The organism is Vreelandella boliviensis LC1, assembly GCF_000236035.1.
GTDB lineage: Bacteria > Pseudomonadota > Gammaproteobacteria > Pseudomonadales > Halomonadaceae > Vreelandella > Vreelandella boliviensis.
Genome location: NZ_JH393258.1, coordinates 913,775 through 933,083 on the forward strand (window position 1 = coordinate 913,775; position 19,309 = coordinate 933,083).

Annotated in this window: 15 protein-coding genes; 2 read left to right on the forward strand and 13 right to left on the reverse strand. The window is 54.5% G+C overall.

Going from position 1 to position 19,309, the window contains the following annotated elements:
- The first annotated feature begins 47 nt into the window (after positions 1–47).
- Positions 48–1,775: a C4-dicarboxylic acid transporter DauA gene (dauA, locus tag KUC_RS13385; protein WP_007113750.1), complete on the forward strand. Its 1,728-nt coding sequence runs from the start codon at positions 48–50 to the stop codon at positions 1,773–1,775.
- A gap of 67 nt (positions 1,776–1,842) precedes the next feature.
- On the opposite strand, the gene adhP is transcribed toward dauA, so the two are convergent.
- Both adhP and exaC read right to left on the reverse strand, forming a co-directional pair.
- Positions 1,843–2,871 carry an alcohol dehydrogenase AdhP gene (gene adhP, locus KUC_RS13390; protein ID WP_176459012.1) on the reverse strand — a complete coding sequence of 343 codons (1,029 nt, stop codon included), beginning with the start codon at positions 2,869–2,871 and terminating at the stop codon, positions 1,843–1,845.
- Between the two features lie 121 nt (positions 2,872–2,992).
- Positions 2,993–4,513: an acetaldehyde dehydrogenase ExaC gene (exaC, locus tag KUC_RS13395; RefSeq protein ID WP_007113752.1), complete on the reverse strand. Its 1,521-nt coding sequence runs from the start codon at positions 4,511–4,513 to the stop codon at positions 2,993–2,995.
- Between the two features lie 116 nt (positions 4,514–4,629).
- Here exaC and KUC_RS13400 point away from each other — a divergent pair, with 116 nt between their 5' ends.
- Entirely contained in the window at positions 4,630–5,307 is a 678-nt protein-coding gene (locus KUC_RS13400) for a response regulator (RefSeq protein ID WP_040480881.1), read from the forward strand.
- Here KUC_RS13400 and KUC_RS13405 read toward each other — a convergent pair.
- From KUC_RS13405 to KUC_RS13455, 11 genes are all read right to left on the reverse strand, one after another.
- Positions 5,255–6,730 carry a hybrid sensor histidine kinase/response regulator gene (locus KUC_RS13405; RefSeq protein ID WP_007113754.1) on the reverse strand — a complete coding sequence of 492 codons (1,476 nt, stop codon included), beginning with the start codon at positions 6,728–6,730 and terminating at the stop codon, positions 5,255–5,257. The two genes, KUC_RS13400 and KUC_RS13405, sit on opposite strands and share 53 nt — an antisense overlap.
- Entirely contained in the window at positions 6,705–7,865 is a 1,161-nt protein-coding gene (nosP, locus tag KUC_RS13410; protein ID WP_007113755.1) for a nitric oxide-sensing protein NosP, read from the reverse strand. Before nosP ends, KUC_RS13405 begins: the two co-directional genes overlap by 26 nt.
- Positions 7,846–10,095 (reverse strand): hybrid sensor histidine kinase/response regulator, encoded by a 2,250-nt coding sequence (locus tag KUC_RS13415; protein WP_007113756.1) that lies wholly within the window; start codon positions 10,093–10,095, stop codon positions 7,846–7,848. Before KUC_RS13415 ends, nosP begins: the two co-directional genes overlap by 20 nt.
- The gene (locus tag KUC_RS13420) at positions 10,085–10,582 is read right to left on the reverse strand and encodes a putative pterin-binding protein (protein WP_050804869.1); all 498 of its coding nucleotides are present in this window, start codon (positions 10,580–10,582) and stop codon (positions 10,085–10,087) included. The genes KUC_RS13415 and KUC_RS13420 overlap by 11 nt, the downstream gene beginning before the upstream one ends.
- A 176-nt stretch (positions 10,583–10,758) precedes the next feature.
- Positions 10,759–11,577, reverse strand: a complete 819-nt coding sequence (locus KUC_RS13425) for a DUF2189 domain-containing protein (protein ID WP_007113758.1) — start codon at positions 11,575–11,577, stop codon at positions 10,759–10,761.
- A gap of 324 nt (positions 11,578–11,901) precedes the next feature.
- Complete coding sequence (locus tag KUC_RS13430) at positions 11,902–12,330, reverse strand: universal stress protein (RefSeq protein WP_040480885.1); 429 nt, start codon at positions 12,328–12,330, stop codon at positions 11,902–11,904.
- Positions 12,331–12,341: 11 nt separating this feature from the next.
- A complete protein-coding gene (locus tag KUC_RS13435) occupies positions 12,342–14,936 on the reverse strand; it encodes a TRAP transporter permease (protein ID WP_040480887.1) in 2,595 nt (864 codons plus the stop codon).
- Between the two features lie 137 nt (positions 14,937–15,073).
- Positions 15,074–16,054, reverse strand: a complete 981-nt coding sequence (locus tag KUC_RS13440) for a TAXI family TRAP transporter solute-binding subunit (RefSeq protein WP_007113761.1) — start codon at positions 16,052–16,054, stop codon at positions 15,074–15,076.
- A 363-nt stretch (positions 16,055–16,417) separates the two neighbouring features.
- Positions 16,418–17,722: a TRAP transporter large permease gene (locus tag KUC_RS13445; RefSeq protein WP_007113762.1), complete on the reverse strand. Its 1,305-nt coding sequence runs from the start codon at positions 17,720–17,722 to the stop codon at positions 16,418–16,420.
- Positions 17,712–18,191, reverse strand: coding sequence for a TRAP transporter small permease (locus tag KUC_RS13450; protein WP_007113763.1), 480 nt, complete (start codon positions 18,189–18,191; stop codon positions 17,712–17,714). The genes KUC_RS13445 and KUC_RS13450 overlap by 11 nt, the downstream gene beginning before the upstream one ends.
- A 61-nt stretch (positions 18,192–18,252) precedes the next feature.
- Positions 18,253–19,263 carry a DctP family TRAP transporter solute-binding subunit gene (locus KUC_RS13455; RefSeq protein ID WP_007113764.1) on the reverse strand — a complete coding sequence of 337 codons (1,011 nt, stop codon included), beginning with the start codon at positions 19,261–19,263 and terminating at the stop codon, positions 18,253–18,255.
- Positions 19,264–19,309: the final 46 nt, after the last annotated feature.

The following is a 19,309-nucleotide window of genomic DNA, read 5'->3' on the forward strand; positions in this document are numbered from 1 at the left end:
GCGTAGCGTAATAGCTTGTTTTCCCTATCACTTAGGAGGCTCGCCCCATGTCCCGTGCCCATCGCTCTTCGGGTTACGTTTTTCCGCTGCCTGGCAGTGCGCTAGTAAACGCATGGCGTGAAGGGTATACGCTGGCCAAATTAAAGCGTGATGTGATGGCGGGGCTAACGATTGGCGTGGTGGCAGTACCGCTTTCCATGGCACTGGCAATCGCCACTGGCGTGCCGCCTCAACATGGGCTCTACACTGCCATAGTGGCGGGGGCGGTGATCGCCTTAACAGGCGGTTCGCGGTTTAATATCTCCGGCCCCACCGCCGCTTTTGTGGTGATTCTGTTTCCCATCGTGGCCAACCACGGCCTGGGCGGGCTACTGATCGCCACGCTGATGGCGGGCGCTATTTTGGTCGCGCTGGGATTGTCGCGGTTGGGTAGCCTGATTCAGTACGTGCCCTACCCGGTGATTCTCGGCTTTACGGCGGGTATTGGCGTGGTGATTGCGCTGCTGCAGCTACCTGACTTTCTTGGCTTGGCCGGGGTGGAGCTAGGCGATAGCACCTTGCATAACCTAATGCTGATTGGCCGAGCGTTGCCTAGTCTTTCACCAGCAGAGATCAGCGTTGGGCTTGTCACCTTGGCGACGCTGTTAATCTGGCCCCGCCTGAATACGCCAGTCCCTGCTCCGCTGGTTGGCTTAGCGGTGGGCACCCTGACCGCCTCGCTGCTATTGATGGGTGGCGTTGAGGTCGACACCATCGCCTCGCGGTTTAGCTGGGAGTTCGAGGGTGATAGCGGCAGTGGTATTCCACCCTTTGCGCCTAGCTTTACCGCACCGTGGCATTTTCCAGGTGCTGATGGCACACCGCTTGAGATCAACTTTGCGCTGATTCAGGCGCTGCTCGGCCCGGCACTGGCGATTGCACTACTGGCGGCAATTGAGTCATTGCTGTGTGCCGTTGTCGCAGATGGCCTTACCCGCACCCGCCATGATCCTAACGCCGAACTAATTGGTCAGGGGCTAGGCAATATAGTGGTGCCCTTCTTTGGTGGTATTACCGCCACGGCGGCCCTTGCCCGCACCGCGACCAATATCAAAAGCGGTGCATTTTCACCTGTCGCGGCGGTAGTGCATTCGGTAGTGGTGCTACTTGCTGTGGTCGTGCTAGCGGGAGTGCTGGGATATGTACCTATGGCTGCTCTGGCCGCGCTGCTCTTTATCATCGCCTGGAACATGAGCGAGGCGCGCCACTTTATGCATACACTGAAAAGCGCCCCCGCCAGCGATGTTTGGGTGTTGGTGATCTGCTTCGCGCTCACGGTGATTTTTGACATGGTGATCGCGGTGGCCGTGGGTATTGGCCTAGCCGCAGCACTGTTTATCCGACGTATGGCACAATTGACCCATACCCAGCGCTTGGCCGCACCCGACACAGACGAACACTTCCCGCCAGAAGTGGCACTTTATAAAATCAGTGGCCCGCTTTTTTTTGGCGCGGCAGAAAAAGCCATCGCCACACTAAGAGTGATTGATCACAGCGTACGAATTGTCGTTCTGGATATGCGCGATGTGCCCAGCCTCGACACCACTGCCATGGTGGCACTGGATACGCTGCGCCGCGAGCTGGGCGAGCATAACGTAGGGGTGATATTTGTGGGTCTGCCGCCGCGCATGGCATTGAAAATTAAACGCGCAGGCATTAAACGCGAAGCGGGTAGACTAGCGGTCGTCAGCAACCTTGCCCACGCCGAGCGTATGGCGCGACGCTGGTTGGGCTGATTGGATAGCAGCGAGGTAACTGCGAGGATTAAATAAGGGGAGTTGCCTCCCCCAGCAAATAGGTTGCTCAGCTAGCCATATCGAGCACGATACGGCCCTCTATTTTGCCGTCGATCATGCGCTGGAAAATGTCGTTGATATTGTCCAGCGTGTCGGTTGCCACCGTCGCTTTGACCTTGCCTTCGGCGGCAAAATCCAGTGCTTCCTGCAGATCGCAGCGTGTGCCAACGATAGAACCACGAATGGTAATGCCGTTGAGCACCGTGCTGAAGATCGGCAGCGGGAAGTCACCCGGCGGTAAGCCGTTGAGCACCAGCGTGCCGCCGCGACGCAGCATATTCTGCGCCTGATCAAATGCCTTTGGCGACACCGCAGTGACCAGTGCCCCGTGAGCGCCACCAATGGTTTTCTTCAAGTACGCCGCCGGGTCAGTTTTCATGGCGTTAACCGTTACCGTGGCGCCTAAGCGCTCGGCCAGGGCTAGCTTTCCGTCATCAATATCCACCGCCGCTACGTTGAGCCCCATGGCTTTCGCGTACTGCACCGCCATATGCCCAAGGCCGCCAATACCCGAAATCACCACCCACTGACCGGGGCGGGTATCGGTCATCTTCAAGCCTTTATAGACCGTCACCCCCGCACACAGCACCGGGGCTATTTCGATGAAATCGACGGCATCCGGCAGGCGCCCGACATAGCCCGCATCGGCTAGGGTGTAGTCCGCAAATCCGCCGTTAACGCTGTAGCCGGTATTTTGCTGGGACTCGCACAAGGTCTCCCAACCGCCTAAGCAATGCTCGCAGTAGCCGCAGGCAGAGTAGAGCCAGGGCACGCCGATGCGATCACCCTCTTTGACATGGGAGACACCTTCACCCACCGCCACGATATGCCCAACACCCTCATGGCCGGGAATAAACGGCGGCGAGGGTTTTACCGGCCAATCGCCGTGAGCAGCGTGTAAATCGGTGTGGCAAACTCCAGAGGCCGCCACTTTCATCAACACTTCGCCCCGCTTTGGACGAGGTACGTCGACTTCTTCAATGACCAACGGCTGGCCAAACTCACGAACGACCGCCGCGCGCATTGTGCTATCCATGATGCAACTCCTAATAGTTTTCGATACAGCAGTTTAAGAACTGCTCTTATCGCTAGAATCAGCGTCAGGGAAACTGACAAAAACGCCCGGCGAATACCGGGCGGTGTGGCTGGCAGAACGCTTAGAAGAAGCCCAGTGGGTTGATGTCGTAGCTGACCAGCAGGTTTTTGGTTTGCTGGTAGTGCTCAAGGGCGACTTTGTGGGTTTCACGGCCAACGCCGGATTTCTTGTAACCACCGAACGCCGCGTGGGCGGGATACTGGTGGTAGCAGTTGGTCCAAACGCGCCCGGCTTGAATGCCGCGGCCCATGCGGAAGGCGACGTTGATATCGCGGCTCCACACGCCAGCGCCCAGGCCAAACTCGGTGTCGTTGGCAATCGCCAGCGCTTCCTCTTCGTCTTTGAACGTGGTTACTGCCACCACTGGGCCAAAGATTTCCTCCTGGAAAACGCGCATCTGGTTGGTACCCTTCAGCAGCGTGGGCTGAATGTAATAGCCGCTGTTGAGGCTGTCGTCCATGGTCTCTTTATTGCCGCCAGTGAGGAACTCCGCCCCTTCGTCGCGAGCGATATCCATATACGACATGATCTTGTCGAACTGTTCTTGAGAGGCCTGCGCCCCCACTTGAACATCTGTATCCAGCGGATTGCCCCGCTTGATGGTTTGGGTACGCTCGATCACCTTGGCCATGAACTCTTCGTACATGCTCTCTTGAATCAGCGCGCGAGACGGGCAGGTGCACACTTCGCCCTGGTTAAAGAACGCCAGTACCAAGCCCTCTACTGCTTTATCAATAAACGTTGGTTCGGCGTTCATAATATCAGCGAAGTAGATATTGGGAGATTTACCGCCCAGCTCTACGGTGGAGGGGATAATATTTTCCGCCGCGCATTTCAGAATATGTGAACCAACGGGGGTAGAGCCGGTAAAGGCAATTTTGGCGATACGTTTGCTGGTGGCTAATGCTTGGCCTGCTTCAGCGCCAAAGCCATTGACGATATTGAGTACACCAGGCGGCAGCAGATCGCCAATCACTTCCATCACTTTCAAAATCGACGCGGGAGTTTGTTCTGCGGGCTTCAAGACCACGCAGTTACCCGCCGCCAGTGCAGGCGCCAGCTTCCAAACCGCCATTAGAATCGGGAAGTTCCAGGGGATAATCTGGCCCACTACGCCCAATGGCTCATGGAAGTGGTAGGAGACGGTGTTAGCATCAATATCCGCCGCCGTGCCTTCCTGCGAACGTAAGCAGCCCGCAAAGTAGCGGAAGTGGTCAACGGCCAGCGGAAGATCTGCATTGAGGGTTTCGCGTACTGCTTTACCGTTATCCCACGTTTCCGCGACGGCAAGCATTTCCAGGTTTTGCTCAATGCGATCGGCAATTTTCAGCAAAATATTGCTGCGCTCTTGAACGGAGGTTTTCCCCCAGGCAGGTGCCGCTTTGTGGGCAGCGTCCAGCGCTTTATCAATATCTTCTGCCGTTGAGCGGGGAATTTCGCAGAAAACGTGGCCGTTGACGGGGCTAATATTGTCGAAATACTGGCCTTTCACCGGGGCGACAAACTCGCCACCGATATAGTTGCCATAACGTTTTTCAAATGACACCAAAGAGCCAGTATCACCAGGGTTGGCGTAGATCATTGTCATGCTCCTGCGTATTATGATTATTTAAGGTGCATTGACAGTGTTGTTCACTAAAGCGAATGGCGATATAGCCCGATGGCAGGATTAGCCCTCATCCCTTGGTAGGAGACGCCATGTATTCCCTGTTGGTGGCGGATGACCATCCGCTGTTCCGCGACGCGCTACAAACCGTGATTAGCGGGGGCTTGGCTGGTAGCCAGCTATTGGAGGCAGAGAGCCTCGCTGATGCGATAGCGCTGGTTGAAGCGAACGCTGAGTTAGATCTACTGCTGCTGGATTTAAGCCTGCCGGATGCGGAAGGGCTAGAGGGGCTAACACGACTGCGCGAGGAATTTCCCTCGCTGCCGGTGGCGGTTGTGTCTGCGCATCAAGAGCGCCAACTGGTACTCGATGCCATTACCCTCGGCGCGGTGGGCTATATCCCCAAATCCACACCCCGGGAAGCCCTGCTGGCCGCGTTAACGCAGATTCTTGAAGGCCAGCTCTACTTGCCACCCGATGTTATGCGTCGCCCAGCACCGCGCGCTTCTTCGGTGCCATCCGCTGTCAATCCTTCTTCGACCAGCGAGCGTTTAGCACGCTTAACCGATAAGCAGTTAGAGGTGTTGGCTTGTATGACAACCGGCATGTCGAACAAGCATATCGCCCGGGAATTATTGATTGCCGAAACCACCGTTAAGACTCATGTTTCGGCGATTTTGCGTAAATTGAACGCCACCAGCCGAGTTCACGCGATCGTTATCGCCGGCGAGGAGGATCTAAGTTTTTATCGGGCCAATCGCACGCGCTAGGCTGCACCCGTTCGAATTTATTCAGCAGCGTGCCTAGCAGCATGCGTAGCCGCAGAGGCTTTAAGGGTTTGAGCAAGCAGTGCATGCCTGCTTCACGGGTTGCACGCTTAATTTCCGCCTCGTGATTGGCGGTAATCACTACCGATGCCAGGCCTGGATAACGGCGCTGCAGTCGGGCGGCCAACTCAATGCCGGTTTCGCGGTGCTCGCCCAAATGGTAATCCACTAGCAACACCGCCGGTCGCTCACCGTCGCTGGCGGCCTCCAAAGCACTTACTGTGGCGGCGGCTCGCACCCGGCAGCCCCAACTGCCCAGCAGTGCTTGCATACCTTCTATAATCGCCAGGTCGTCATCAATCACCCAGATGACACTACCGTTCAACGGATCCTCTGCATTGTCAGGCAGCGGCGCGGTGCGAGTGTTATGCACTATGGAGATCGCCGCCGTTGCGTAGGGCACGGTGATCGAAAATAGCGCGCCCACGCCTGGGCGCGAGGCGAGCGTTATCGGCTGTCCCAGCATGGCGCTGATACGGTCAACGATAGCTAGCCCCAACCCCAAGCCGCGGCTGTGAGCACCGTTAGGCTGGTTAGCGCGACGAAACTCGAGAAAGATCGCTTCCCGCTGCTGCTCGGGTATCCCAGGGCCGGTGTCGCCCACGGTAATTTCTAACCCTTTTTTGCGCCGCCGACAGCCCAGCAGCACGCGACCGTGCTCGGTATAACGCACCGCATTGCTTAAGAAGTTGCGGATCACTCGAGCCAGCAGCGCTAGATCCGATTCGACCACCGCACTGGAAGGCACGTAGTGCAATGCCAGACCCCGCACTCCGGCTACTTGGCGATACTCTTCGGCTAGCGCATCTAATAGCGTGCTCACCGCGAACGGTGCTTTATCGGCGTGGAGTACGCCAGCATCCAAGCGCGAGATATCCACCAGCGTTCCTATCAGTCCTTCGACATCCTTTAGCGAGCGACCAATATGGCTTACTAACATTTGCGAGGTTTCAGGCAGTGAGTGCGTTTCTAAAGCACTGGCAAACAGCCGAGCGGCGTTTAATGGCTGCAGCAGGTCGTGGCTGACCGCCGCCAGGAATTTCGTTTTGGATAGGTTGGCGGCTTCGGCTTCGGCTTTCGCGGCCAGTAGGCGCGTATTGACTTGGCTTAGCTCGTCCAAGGTGCGGTGCAGCGCATCGGTGCGCTCACGCACCTGTTCAGCAAGCAACACCGAGCGCTCAAACGCCGCATAGGGGGCTGGATCAGCACCGCCGCCCGTTTCCACCCGCTCCATCAGCGCTTGGCACACTTTACGCAGGCGGCGGTTCTCCTCCCGCAGCGCCGCGACATCAGTTGCACTAGTGCTATTGGTCGCTTCGGTGCTATGAGTTGAGTCATTGCTAGTCGTTAGCTGGAAGAGATCCAAACGCCACCCCCGTAAACGTTTGATTCACATGCATGCCGTGATGCTGTTCGCCGTAGGTATTGAACCCCACTACGCCTGCTTGGCGCAGTAGCTGCGACGCCTGATCCAGTTGCTGCAACACCTCAAGCTCCATGCGGCGCAGAAAACAGTCGCAGCCAATAATCATACTAGGCGCCCCCAGCCTTGCGTTCACCCCGGCAAGCATCACTTTGAGATCATCCAGCAGCGGTGTTGGCTGCATGGCAGTTAATACAATGCCGTTTTCCACTGCACAGTAAAAACTCAAACTACTATCGCTATTAACACCCTGGATAGAGCGCACATAGTGCTGCCCGCCGATGCGCACCGCCAATGGATGGCGGGCAAAAACGGCGGCGCTAAGCTGCGCAGGTGCAACGCCTACTAACTCAGCATAAACCTGGGCGGCGGGCAAACCATTGAGTTCTATCACCCGCCGCTGCTCACGGTCAGCCTCAGTCACCACAAGTTTGTGGGCCAATGGAATTAAGTGATGGGTTGAAAACACCTCAAAGGGCAGACGGGTGTTGATCATTACGACCACCGCCGCACGGGTATAAAAGCGCCCGGCGGTATACACATGGGTATGGCTAAGGTGATTATCGTCGCCGGCCGAGCCGCCAAAGCTGGGGATGCGCCCTAGCGCGGCATCTAAGGTGGCGAGCACCTGCTCTTCACGGCTAGATAAGCCATCCAATAAGGTCAGCGCAAAACTATGTTCGTTGATCGGCGCGATGGCTTGTTGACGGCAACGCTCCAACAACGAGTCGACCAGCGGCTGAGCATTGGCTAACTCAAAATGGTCAAGGTCGTCGATCAGCGCCGTTTCAATGGCGAACATACGGCGATCAAACCCGATAGCCACGATGGAGCCGCGATCATAGCCTTCAGGCGTTATTTCCCCAGCGGTGGTACAGCCACTTAGCGGCGTGGTAGGGAAGCTACTTTCCAGTGCGTCCGCGAGGGCCGCTAAATCATACTCCGCGCTGCAGAAGAACAGCACGAATCCCAAGTGTTCGTGGCGTAAGGCGTCGGCTAGATCCGCCGCTGCCCGGCAAGTATTTGTCTGCCGACTGGCTGCAGTGAGAATACCCTGCTCAACTTGATAAGTGGTCACGGCTCCACCTCTCCAGCGCGGAATGCGTATGCGCCGCTGCAAGCCTCAATGTGCTGAACGCTTCATCAAGCTGCTCGGAAGTGGCCCGCTGCGTTTTGGCTAATAGCTCAATCTGTCTTGCCAGTTCGGCAAGCTGGTCGGCCCCCATGCTCAATGACTCGCCGCACAACTGGTGGGCAAGCCGCACGACTTGCTGTTTCTGCTCTGGCGTTAATGGGGTTGCAGCCAAGCAAGAAGCCAATTGCGCGGAGTAATCACTTACTTGCTGGTGGTAAAGCATGATTAGCTGGATCATGCTCGCTTCCCCCAGCGTCGTTTTCAACATGTTAAGGGTGTCGCCATTAAGCAACGATTGCTCTCCGGTTAGCGTCGGAGACACTGCTAACGCCCTTAAAGGTGCGTCCGGGGTCGCAAAAAGCTGCAACGCCAGTACGTTACTTAATGCAGAGAGCGACAGTGGCTTAGTGATGTAATCATCCATACCCGCCGCCAAGCAGCGTTGTCGGTCATCTTCGGCGCCGCCGGCCGTCATGGCGACGATCGGCACATTGGCTAACCATCCGCCCTGTTCGCGCAAACGCTGAGTGACGGTTAGGCCATCCATATCGGGCAATTGGATATCCATAAAGATCAGATGCACCTGCTGTGACTGGGCCATGGACAAGGCGTCATGGCCACTCTCTGCCCAGACTATATCGCAACCCAAGCGCGCCAATAAGCCCATCGCGACTTTGCGGTTAACGGCATTATCCTCTACCAGCAGCAGCGTTGTGCCAGAAAAATCCCGTTTAGGCGCTGGGGGCAGCGATGTTGTTACGGGATCAGCGGCTATCAAGGGTAACTCGCACCAGAAAGTGCTTCCTTGGCCTAACTGGCTTTTTACCCCTAATCTCCCTTGCATGGCTTCGCTTAGCCGTTTGCAAATGGCTAGCCCTAGCCCCGTGCCACCATATCGACGTGCCACTGACTCATCCGCTTGTTGAAAAGGCTCAAAAAGGCGTTGCTGTTGCTGTTCACTTAGCCCACAACCCGTGTCACTAATCTCAAAGAGTAACTGCTCCACTGTGGAGGAAACCCGAACGCTGATTTCACCGTGGTCGGTGAACTTGATCGCATTAGCGATGAGATTAAGCAAAATCTGCCGAAGTCGACCTGCATCGACCAGCACCCACGTTGGCACCAGCGCATCCACGTTAACCGTCAGCGCCAGCCCTTTCTTTTTTGCTCGGGGCACAAATAGCACCACCACGCTATCAACTAGCGGTTTGAGTTCCGTGGGCGATGTTTCAAGGGTTAAGTGCCCTGCTTCGATTTTTGAGAAATCGAGAATTTCATTGATCATCGCCAACAACTGATTGGCACTATCGTGGATCGTATGAGCGTAATCTTCTACCTGAGCAGGGCTCGCTGATTCGCGTAACAGCTCACTCATGCCGATAACGCCGTTTAGTGGCGTGCGAATTTCATGACTGACCATGGCTAAAAAGTCAGACTTGGCTTGATTCGCCGCCTGGGCCTGTTTAGCGGTGACTTCGAGTTGGCGACCAAGCTGTTCTTGATTCCGCCTAATCGCCGCACTTTCACGCATTTCACGTACCAAAAAGGCAATCACCAGAAAGGCCGCTAAGCTCATGCCAATAATCAGGGTCATGAGTAGCTTGTAAAGCAAGCTAAGCTGGGCACGCTCTGCCGTCGCCGATTCAGCTAAATAACCGTTAATAGCAATTACCAGTCTTTCAGTTAGCCGAGTTAGCGCCTGTAGCTCATCTTCCAACGCTGCTACCGGCAACTGATCAAGCTTGAGCGCATTGTAGGGCGTAAACATAATATCCAGCACATCAAGCTGCTGGTGGATTTGACCTAGTAGCTCACGGGCAGTATTGATCCGTTGCATAAGATTGCTGACTTCGCCGTCGTTAAGCAACGTTATGCGGCTATAGAGCAACTCAAAGCGAAGATTTAACTCATCGTGTGCCCTAGGCGATAACGGCTCCCGGGTCACTGCCAATAAATGGTTCAGTAACTGTACCGCATCACGATCCAGCTTATAGACAACCCAAGCGGTATCTTCCCGCAGGCTTTGAGTGAGATTTTCCTGCCGCCAAGCGGCCAAGGTGGCAACTACCAGTGCCGCAGCAAGCAGTAGCACCGCAACAATGGCAACGAGCTTAAAACGACGAGGATAACGCAGTAGGCTTGAGGCCTGCGCACTAGAAGCGCTAGAGAACATTAATATGCATAACCTGCCATACCGCTCTAAAGCGTATTTTTTCGCTTAAAAGCGTTTCATCTTGATCAAAGGGATAAAGCACCCATAAAGGGCCATATTCTCGAATTGGGATCGCCTCACCATTCTTTTCCATGGCTAAGATGACATCGTGATCATTAAAATCAGTGACCGGAATTTCCGCTTCGTAGCCGTTCAGCGCGGATACGTGAACTGCATCACTTTCTGGGCTTAATAGCGCCAGCAAATCACGCATTAAAGGGCCACTATAGTGGCTATTGCCCTCTGTCCAAGGCGTACGGGTCTCAAACTCATGCTGTGGTAAAGACGCTAACATGGCACGGTCAAACTGGGCTTCATTCCCAACGTTCGAATGGTCAATGTTACCGCTCACGGTCAAGATAACGGGCCCGTTAGGCACGTTTAAGTCGTCGGCTGATTCAGCAAGCCCCGCTAGGGGAGTACTGAACATCAGCACGATCCACCCCATTAACAACGCTTTCACAGTAAACACCTCACGCAAGATCACTCTCTGGCTTTACCAGCCAGGAGCAATAAAAGAAGATAGCGTAAAGACTACGCTATCTTCTTGAAAAGGTCAGGGTAAATACTGTTTTTCGTCGCTATTCTTAGCAACCAGAGCGTTATTAAGTGTTTACTGTTGAGTTACGATTTAATTTTCTCAAACGGTTCAATGCGCACTAAATCCTCATAGGCGTGCCAGCTAGCGTGGCCTAATACGGGCAAGATCAACGCCAAACCAATGTAGAACGTCATCACACCCACCAACACACATAGGGTAAGAATTATCGCCCACAACAGCATCACGCGAAAATTACGCGCGACACAGCGCACGCTGGCTTCAATACCTTCCATAAAGGTTAAGTCTTGATCCATCAGCGTGGGGATGGCTACAACGCTGATAGCAAAGGCGCCAAAGGCAAGAATACCGCCCGCCACCGTGCCGACTGCCAGCATACCCAGGCCTTCGGAGGTAGTCAGCAACGCGGTATAGAGCGAAGCGGGGCTGGGTACTTCAAAACCAAAAAATAGCGCAAACAGCAGCGTGGCCAAACGAATCCAAGCGAGGAAGAAGATCATCATCATGACGCCCATCATCGCCAACTGACCAGCATGGGGTTTCCAGCTGCCGAACGCATCACCTAGGTTAGGCACTTGGCCGCGCTCCAAGGCTCGACTGATACCATAAGAGCCAACCGCCACCAGCGGGCCAATAAACATAAAGCCTGCAATCATGGGCAGTAGCCAGTACCAATACCCCATTGTGAAAGCGCCTAGGGTAATAGCGATACTAAGACCCACCCAAAACATGCCATAAGAGAGGCTCACTACGGTCGCACGGCGAAAATCTTCAACACCTGCAGCCAACCACGCCCTGGGTCGATCCAACCCTACCTTATTGATACTAATTTTGACGCTGGGCTGATCCGAATGGTGGTTTGTTTTTGTTGTAGCCGCATTCATGGCATCACTCCTGTTGTTCCTGATATAGATCCTGGATTCAGGATTTACCTCTACCGCACCAACGCTCGTTACCCGCTGATGGTATTAATGCCAATTTAATGGCTTAACGTTATTTGTTAATACCCTCTTAATGTAGCTGACCAATGGTCTTTGAGGGTGGCACTTTGAGATACGCGTACAAAAAATCCACGAAACAGCTGCAAAGCGCCAATTAAATTGCTGCGTTAGCAAAAGCAAATGTAGTGAAATTGATGTACCAACCATAAAAAAACTCCGAGCTAGCTGCCCGGAGTTTTTGGTTTTCCTTACGTGACTCTCTGTAAGCTAGCGCACAATCATTACCGACATTTTGGCATGGTGAACTACGTGTTCTGCATTGGGGCCTAGCACATAATCGACAAACTTACGCTTATTGTGTGAGGCCATCACGATCAGATCCACATCCAGTTTCTTACCGGCCTTGATAATTGCCTCCCACGGCGAACCATCCACAATGACGCTTTGCGCCTGGATGTCATCAGGTACATTCGTTTTGATGAAGTCGTGAAGCGCATCGGAGATCGCCGCATGCGCTTTTTTGGCGAAGTCCTTGGGGAAATAGGAACCCACCATGGGCATGCGATAGTCCGGTAGTACAGTCACCACATGTAGCGAGGCGCCGAAAGTGCGACATAGCGTCAGGGCCGTCGGTAGCGCCTTCGTCCAGGAAGATTCCTCGTTCAGATCTACCGGCAACATGATCTTGCTGTACATGGCATTCTCCTTCATGCGGTTGCGGTAGCTGACGTGTTATCACGGCGTCGGCGCTGCATCAATACAATCAACCCAAAGACTAAGAAGGCAGGAATCCACATTAGCTCTTTAGTCCAGCGGTCAACGGGGGCCAGTACCTCAATGATTTCTTGATCAAAGTCGAAACCGAGATCTGCCGCTTGGCTGCCGTAAGCCACCATATCAACAGTCATCCTGCCATCCTCAATAAAAAGCTCCATGCCCAGATTATCGAGCCGCTCCTGCCCCGTTTCACCTTCCGGCACCGGTAGGGTCATGTAGGTGGTCATAGGATCACCATAGTCATCGAGACCGGCAATCTGTAAACGCAGGGTAGAGTCTTCATCGACACTGCCCAAAGCTTCGACGAATTGAGCGGGTGGTATAGATTGGTAAGGATCATGGATCATGTCCATCCAGAAACCAGGCCGGAACAGCGTGAACGCAATTAGCAATAACAGGATAGACTCATACCAACGGTTGCGCGTAATCATGAAGCCCTGGGTCGCCGCGGCGAAAATCAGCATGGCAATGGTCGATACCACAAAGATCAGTATTCCCTGAAGGAAGGTCACATTGATAAGCAGCAGGTCGGTATTAAAGATAAACAGAAACGGTAGCGCCGCGGTGCGAAGGCTGTAATAGAACGCCTGGAAGCCGGTTCGAATGGGATCGCCACCCGATACTGCCGCCGCCGCAAAGGATGCCAGCCCCACCGGTGGTGTAACGTCGGCCATGATGCCGAAGTAGAACACGAACAGATGTACCGCAATCAATGGCACCAGCAGGCCATTCTCTGCCCCCAGCTGCACGACGACCGGTGCCAACAACGCTGATACGACGATATAGTTGGCCGTTGTGGGCAAGCCCATGCCGAGAATTAAGCTGAGCACTGCGGTAAGCAGCAAGATCAGCATCAAGTTACCCATGGCAAGTATTTCCACCACCTCAGCCAGTACCAGACCCACCCCGGTCTGCGATACGGCACCGACAATGATACCGGCAGTGGCCGTGGCAATGCCGATGCCGATCATGTTGCGGGCACCAGTCACCAGGCCGTTCCACAGATCCATGACCCCTTCACGCAGATCCGCACGCATATCGCTGCGCCCCCTAAAGATCGAAGTAACGGGGCGCTGGGTAAGAATGATGAAGACCATGAAAATAGTGGCCCAGAAAGCCGATAACCCCGGCGACAAACGTTCCACCATCAAACACCAGACCAGCACAATGACCGGTAAGATGTACTGCAAGCCTACCAGCACCGTCGGCTTGGTCTGCGGCAGTGAAAAGATCGGTTGGTTAGGATCATCAAGCTCGAGTTCGGGGTAACCTGCCGCCAGTTTGAGCAGGGCGATATAAATGACCGTAAGCCCAACGGCTACCACCCAGGGTGTCGCATCGCCCAACACAGGCTTGAGCCAGCCAAGGCCGTAATAAACAGCCAAGGCGGTGATCATCATTAGTAGCAAACCACCGAGAAAACCGATCACTTTATTGACCAGCGGCTTAGGTGGGTTACTGCTTTGCAGCCCCTGCATATTAGCCTTTAAGGCCTCAAGGTGAACGATGTAGACCAGCGCAATATAGGAGATCAGTGCGGGCAGGAAAGCATGCTTAATCACTTCGACATAAGAGATGCCCACATACTCAACCATCAAAAAAGCGGCAGCCCCCATCACCGGAGGCATAATCTGTCCATTGACCGATGATGCCACTTCGACAGCACCTGCCTTTTCTGCGGAAAACCCAACACGTTTCATCATCGGCACGGTAAAGGTACCGGTTGTCACCACATTGGCAATCGAAGAGCCAGAAATCAGACCGGTCATGGCCGACGCCACCACGGCGGCTTTCGCAGGCCCACCGCGATAGTGACCCAGTAGCGAGAAAGCTACCTTAATAAAGTAGTTGCCAGCGCCAGCCTTATCGAGCAAGGCACCGAACAGCACAAACAGGAACACGAAGCTGGTTGAGACCCCCAGAGCGATACCGAAGACCCCCTGAGTCGTCAACCACTGGTGATTAATCAAGCCGAAGAGACTCACCCCACCATGGGAAAGAATACCCGGCATCCAAGGGCCAGCCAGGCTGTAGAGAAGAAAAACAGACGCCACAATCATTAGCGGTGGGCCAAGTGCTCGACGCGTCGCCTCAAGCAGCAGCAGTATACCGGCGATGCCAATGATGACGTCCTGCAGTATCGGTGCGCCGGGGCGCTGGGATAACTGCTCGTAAAACATAAACATGTATGCGCCACAAAAGGCTGCCGCTGCAGCAAGCACCCAATCCTGAATCGGAATGCGGTCGCGGGGCGAGCGCTTGAGTGCCGGATAGGCCATATACGCCAGAAACAGCGCAAAAGCTAAGTGAATAGAGCGGGCTTCAGTGGCACTAAACACGCCAAACCCAAGAATGAAGGGCACTGGGGAGGCGATCCACAATTGAAAAAGAGACCACACTGCTGCAATGCTGACCAAGAGCTTCCCGGGCATGCCGGCGGGTTTTCGGGCCCCCGTGTCGCTGGAGGCGACCATATCCTCCAAGTCTACTCCGGCTCCCGAAGGCCTGTTCTTATCTTCTGTCATATGCCTGCCCTGCTCCGAGTCGATTGACGCATCATTGCCATATCGAAATGCCCTATTAACAGTCTAAACCAAAATGCGCGGCACCCTGGGGTAACCGCGCATTTCTTACCAAGGTAGCAATACCTCAGGCTGCTGGATTACTCAATCCAGCCTTGTTCACGGTAGTAACGCGCTGCTCCATCATGCAACGGCGCGGAAAGCCCTTGAGTCACCATCTCTTGCGGATCGAGATTCTCGAAGGCCGGGTGCAGACGTTTGAAACGATCAAAATTGTCAAAGACTGCTTTGACGGTCTGGTAGATAACGTCTTCGTCAGCTTCGGCGGTGGTTACAAAGGTCGCCGCCACCCCGAAGGTTTCGACATCTTCGTCATTGCCGCGATAAAGGCCACCCGGAATTACCGATGCGGAATAGTAAGGGTATTCATCGACGATGCCCTGAATGTCCTCGTCATTGAGAGGAATTAGATTGGCATCCACAGTGGTGGTAGCTTCCTGAATAGAACCATTCGGGTGCCCAACCACATACACCATGGCATCGATATTATTATCAGCGAGTGCGGCAGCCTGTTCGGCAGCATCAAGCTGAGATGCCAAGGAGAAGGTATCCCTTGTCCAGCCTTTTGCATCCATCACTACTTCCATGGTATTTCGCTGGCCCGAGCCTGGATTACCAATATTGACGCGCTTGCCTTCCAAATCATCAAGAGTCTCGATGCCAGAATCAGCACGCGCCAGCAGGGTCAAAGGCTCACCGTGAACGCGGAACACCGCCCGTAGGTCTTCGTAGGCGTCACCTTCGAAATTCCCAGTGCCATTGTAGGCCTGATACTGCACATCGGATTGCGCGACACCCATGTCCAACTCGCCGGACTTGATGCCATTAATATTGGCGACGGAACCGCCAGTGGAAGGTGCATTACACTTGATATTGGAGTCTTCCAAACGATTTACCAGGCGACAAATCGACTGACCGACCACGTAATACACACCTGTTTGGCCACCGGTGCCGATAGTGATGAATTGCTCGTCATCCTGGGCCATTGCCGGTGAGGCAAAGGCAGCGGCGGCAAGTAGCGCACCGGAGAAGGCAGTAGTGGAAAATACATGGCGTTTCATGAACACACCTCTTTATATTGATGTTATGAGCGTATTGGATATTGCAAGCATCGTGCGCTTTGGTCTCACCTGATGAACCGTTCCCCCAGGTGGCCTTGCTCCAAAACGCTTTGTAAGACAGCCTATTTTCAAGACGGTCTTTTCTAAGACTAGTCTATTTTTAAGACAATCTGTTTTAAGACAAACCGTTACAGGCATCCCTTTGACTACCTGATATCACTACTTTAGCGAAAAAAAGCTAATTAGCGAAATGTAATGCGCGAAAAAAGCGCTTCGCTGACGTCTAATACTCAGTGTAGCGGCCTTCATCGTTTAGGGAGCGTTAATTACTATGCCGCCTTTGCATGGGCTAAGTGACGTCCATCAGACGTTATAGCCCAACACGCTGGGCAGCCACAGCGCAATGGCCGGAAATATGGCCACCAACGCCAGGGCGCAGCCCATTGCGATGACAAACAGCAGCGCCCAACCAATGGTGTGTTCCAAACGAATTTTGGCCACTTCGGTGGTCACCATCAAATTGACCGCCACCGGCGGGGTAAACTGGCCAATAGCAATGTTCATTGCCAATAGAATCCCAAACCAGACCGGGTTCCATTCAAAGTGCTGCATTACGGGGATCAAAATCGGCATCATGATCAAATAAATCGAGATCGCATCCAATAGCATTCCTGCAACCAGCACTGCCAGCATCACCAGGATTAGTAGCAACACGCCGTTATCGGTCAGGCTAATGATCCACTCCGCTAAATGACGGAAGGTTCCCAGCATGGTCCCCGCCCAGGCAAAAATACCCGCCAGGGCGATAATCAGCATGACCACCCCCGAGATAATTGCCGCCTCACCCAATAGTTCCCATAAATCGCGTAGCGACAGCTCGCGGGTTAAAAACAAACCGACTACTGCCCCATAAGCCACCGCCACCACGGCAGCTTCAGTGGGGGTAAACAGGCCCGAACGCAAACCGCCCAAGATCAGCACAGGGGCAAATAGCGCAGGTATCGCCTGCTTGAAGGTGGTGCGTACACTTAGCCGTTCAGCGCCCTCTACCGGCGTGCCGCCCTCCCAACCGTAGCGTTTGGAAACCATCATAGCGGGCACCAGTAGCGCCAGCCCCGCCAAAATGCCGGGAAATAAACCTGCCGCGAAAAGTGCGCGTAAATCGACACCCGGCACCACAATAGAGTAAAGAATCAGCGCCACTGAAGGGGGAATGAGAATAGCGGTAGACGCCGATGCGGCAATCAGCGTGGCGGAAAACGGCTTGGGATAGCCCGCTTTGGTCATACTTGGCAGCATTACCATCGCAACAGCTGCCGCATCAGCAGGGCCCGAACCACTCATACCGCCCATAATCATGCACACCAACACGGCTACCAGTGCTAAGCCACCGTGGCGCGGGCCAATCAAGGCCTGGGCAAAACGCACCAAGCGTAGCGCCACACCAGAGCGCTCAAAAATAAGCCCGGTTAAGATAAACAGCGGAATCGCAATCAGGGGGTACTTAGCGATGCTGTTATAGGTGTTGGTGCCCATCGTCGCGAGCATATCCGGCGACAGCCCAATCACAATGCCCACCGCCCCGGAAAGCGCTAGCGAAAACGCTACCGGCACCCCCGCTATCAGCAGCCCCGCAAACGCCAGAATCATCCACACATCAGGGCTCATCGGTGAGCCTCCCCGTTAAACGGTCAGCGGTTTGCTGAAACAAGCGCCATAGCATGGCCGCTGAAAGCACGGGTAACCAGACTAAATACCACCATTGGGGCAGGCCAAGCCCTGGTGACAGCGACTCCCACTGAAACTCTTGCCAGGCTAACTTGCCGCCGTACCAAGTGATCAAGCCCAGCACAATGGCACAGCACAGCGCTTGAAAAAGGATCAGTATGCGGCGGTACTTGGGCGGTAATGCCCGTTCCAGAAAGCCAATACGAATATGGCGGTTACGCCGCAGCGCCACCGAGGCACCCGCAAAGGTCAGCACTACCAACAAAAACACAGAAAACTCTTCGGTAAATGAAAAAGAGCCGCCGGTTAAGTAGCGCGTAATAACATTGCCTAAACTAATCAATGAAATAACGATTAACGCCAGCGCGCCCAGCCAGCGCTCAGGGCGCGCATCAGGAAAGCCTTTCATGGCAGCCTCACAGCAAAAAACCCCCAGCCTTAAGGGCCGGGAGTTTGAACATCAAAGGTAATTAGCGCGCGTCGATAGCGGCTTGTGCGGCGTTTACCACCTCCTCACCAATTCGCGGCGCCCATTTTTCATAAACGGACTGCGTGGCCTCGACAAAGGCTTGGTATTGCTCATCGGACAATTCAGTCACGGTCACACCGCGTTCTCGAATGGCCGCTAGGCGTTCGCCTTCTTCTTCTCGGGTCATGGCAATTTCCCACTCACCGGCTTCCATAGCGGTTTCGCGCAGCAGGGTTTGGTGCTCTTCGCTTAATGACTGCCACACCTGCTGATTGACGGCAAAAATCAGCGGATCATTCATGTAGTTCCAGAGCGTCAGATGCTCCTGGCCGACTTGATCGATGCGCGCGACGTCAAATACCGAAAGCGGGTTTTCCTGGCCATCCACAGCGCCAGTGGTCAGCGCAGGCTGAGCATCCGTCCAGCTCATTTGCGTAGGGTCAGCGCCCAGTGCCGAGAAGGTATCCTGGAACAGCGGCGAACCAACAACACGGATTTTCAGACCGTCCAAATCCGCCGGCTGGCTAATGGCTCCGCGAGAGTTAGAGACCTGCCGAAAGCCATTTTCACCCCACGCCAGAGGCATCACACCGCGTGATTCAATCGCTTCAAACACCAACTCCCCCGCTTCCCCACCAGTGACCGCATCAACGGCGGCTTCATCGGGAATGAAGAATGGTAAAGAGAACAGATTAAGTTCCGGCACCTGGGGCGACCAGTTAATCGTCGAACCCACCGCGGCATCAATTAACCCAGAACGCATCGCAGAAAATTCACGGGTTTGGTCACCGGAGACCAACTGAGAGTTCGGGTAAACCCGCAGGGTGAGTTCACCGTCGCTACGTTCTTCCACCAGTTCGGCCCACTTCTCCGCCGCCTGCCCCCACGGGAAAGCGTCAGACAAAACAGTGGAAACTGAGAGTTCGCGTGCTTGTGCAGAAAGGGAGACGGAGAGCAGTGCCACACCGGCCAAGCCAGCGGTAAAGTGAGCTATTGAGCGTGTCAGCGTCATGGTAGATCCTTTTTTAGCTATTTTTATGAGGGGGCTTTGAATAAAC

Bases quoted from the DNA above. Each gene is read 5' to 3' on its own strand.
- KUC_RS13420 (WP_050804869.1), bottom strand. From the start codon at position 10,582: ATGGGGTGGATCGTGCTGATGTTCAGTACTCCCCTAGCGGGGCTTGCT.
- KUC_RS13415 (WP_007113756.1), bottom strand. From the start codon at position 10,095: ATGTTCTCTAGCGCTTCTAGTGCGCAGGCCTCAAGCCTACTGCGTTAT.
- adhP (WP_176459012.1), bottom strand. From the start codon at position 2,871: ATGGATAGCACAATGCGCGCGGCGGTCGTTCGTGAGTTTGGCCAGCCG.
- KUC_RS13440 (WP_007113761.1), bottom strand. From the start codon at position 16,054: ATGAAACGCCATGTATTTTCCACTACTGCCTTCTCCGGTGCGCTACTT.
- KUC_RS13430 (WP_040480885.1), bottom strand. From the start codon at position 12,330: ATGTACAGCAAGATCATGTTGCCGGTAGATCTGAACGAGGAATCTTCC.
- KUC_RS13450 (WP_007113763.1), bottom strand. From the start codon at position 18,191: ATGAAAGGCTTTCCTGATGCGCGCCCTGAGCGCTGGCTGGGCGCGCTG.
- KUC_RS13425 (WP_007113758.1), bottom strand. From the start codon at position 11,577: ATGAATGCGGCTACAACAAAAACAAACCACCATTCGGATCAGCCCAGC.
- exaC (WP_007113752.1), bottom strand. From the start codon at position 4,513: ATGATCTACGCCAACCCTGGTGATACTGGCTCTTTGGTGTCATTTGAA.
- dauA (WP_007113750.1), top strand. From the start codon at position 48: ATGTCCCGTGCCCATCGCTCTTCGGGTTACGTTTTTCCGCTGCCTGGC.
- KUC_RS13400 (WP_040480881.1), top strand. From the start codon at position 4,630: ATGTATTCCCTGTTGGTGGCGGATGACCATCCGCTGTTCCGCGACGCG.
- KUC_RS13445 (WP_007113762.1), bottom strand. From the start codon at position 17,722: ATGAGCCCTGATGTGTGGATGATTCTGGCGTTTGCGGGGCTGCTGATA.
- KUC_RS13455 (WP_007113764.1), bottom strand. From the start codon at position 19,263: ATGACGCTGACACGCTCAATAGCTCACTTTACCGCTGGCTTGGCCGGT.
- KUC_RS13435 (WP_040480887.1), bottom strand. From the start codon at position 14,936: ATGACAGAAGATAAGAACAGGCCTTCGGGAGCCGGAGTAGACTTGGAG.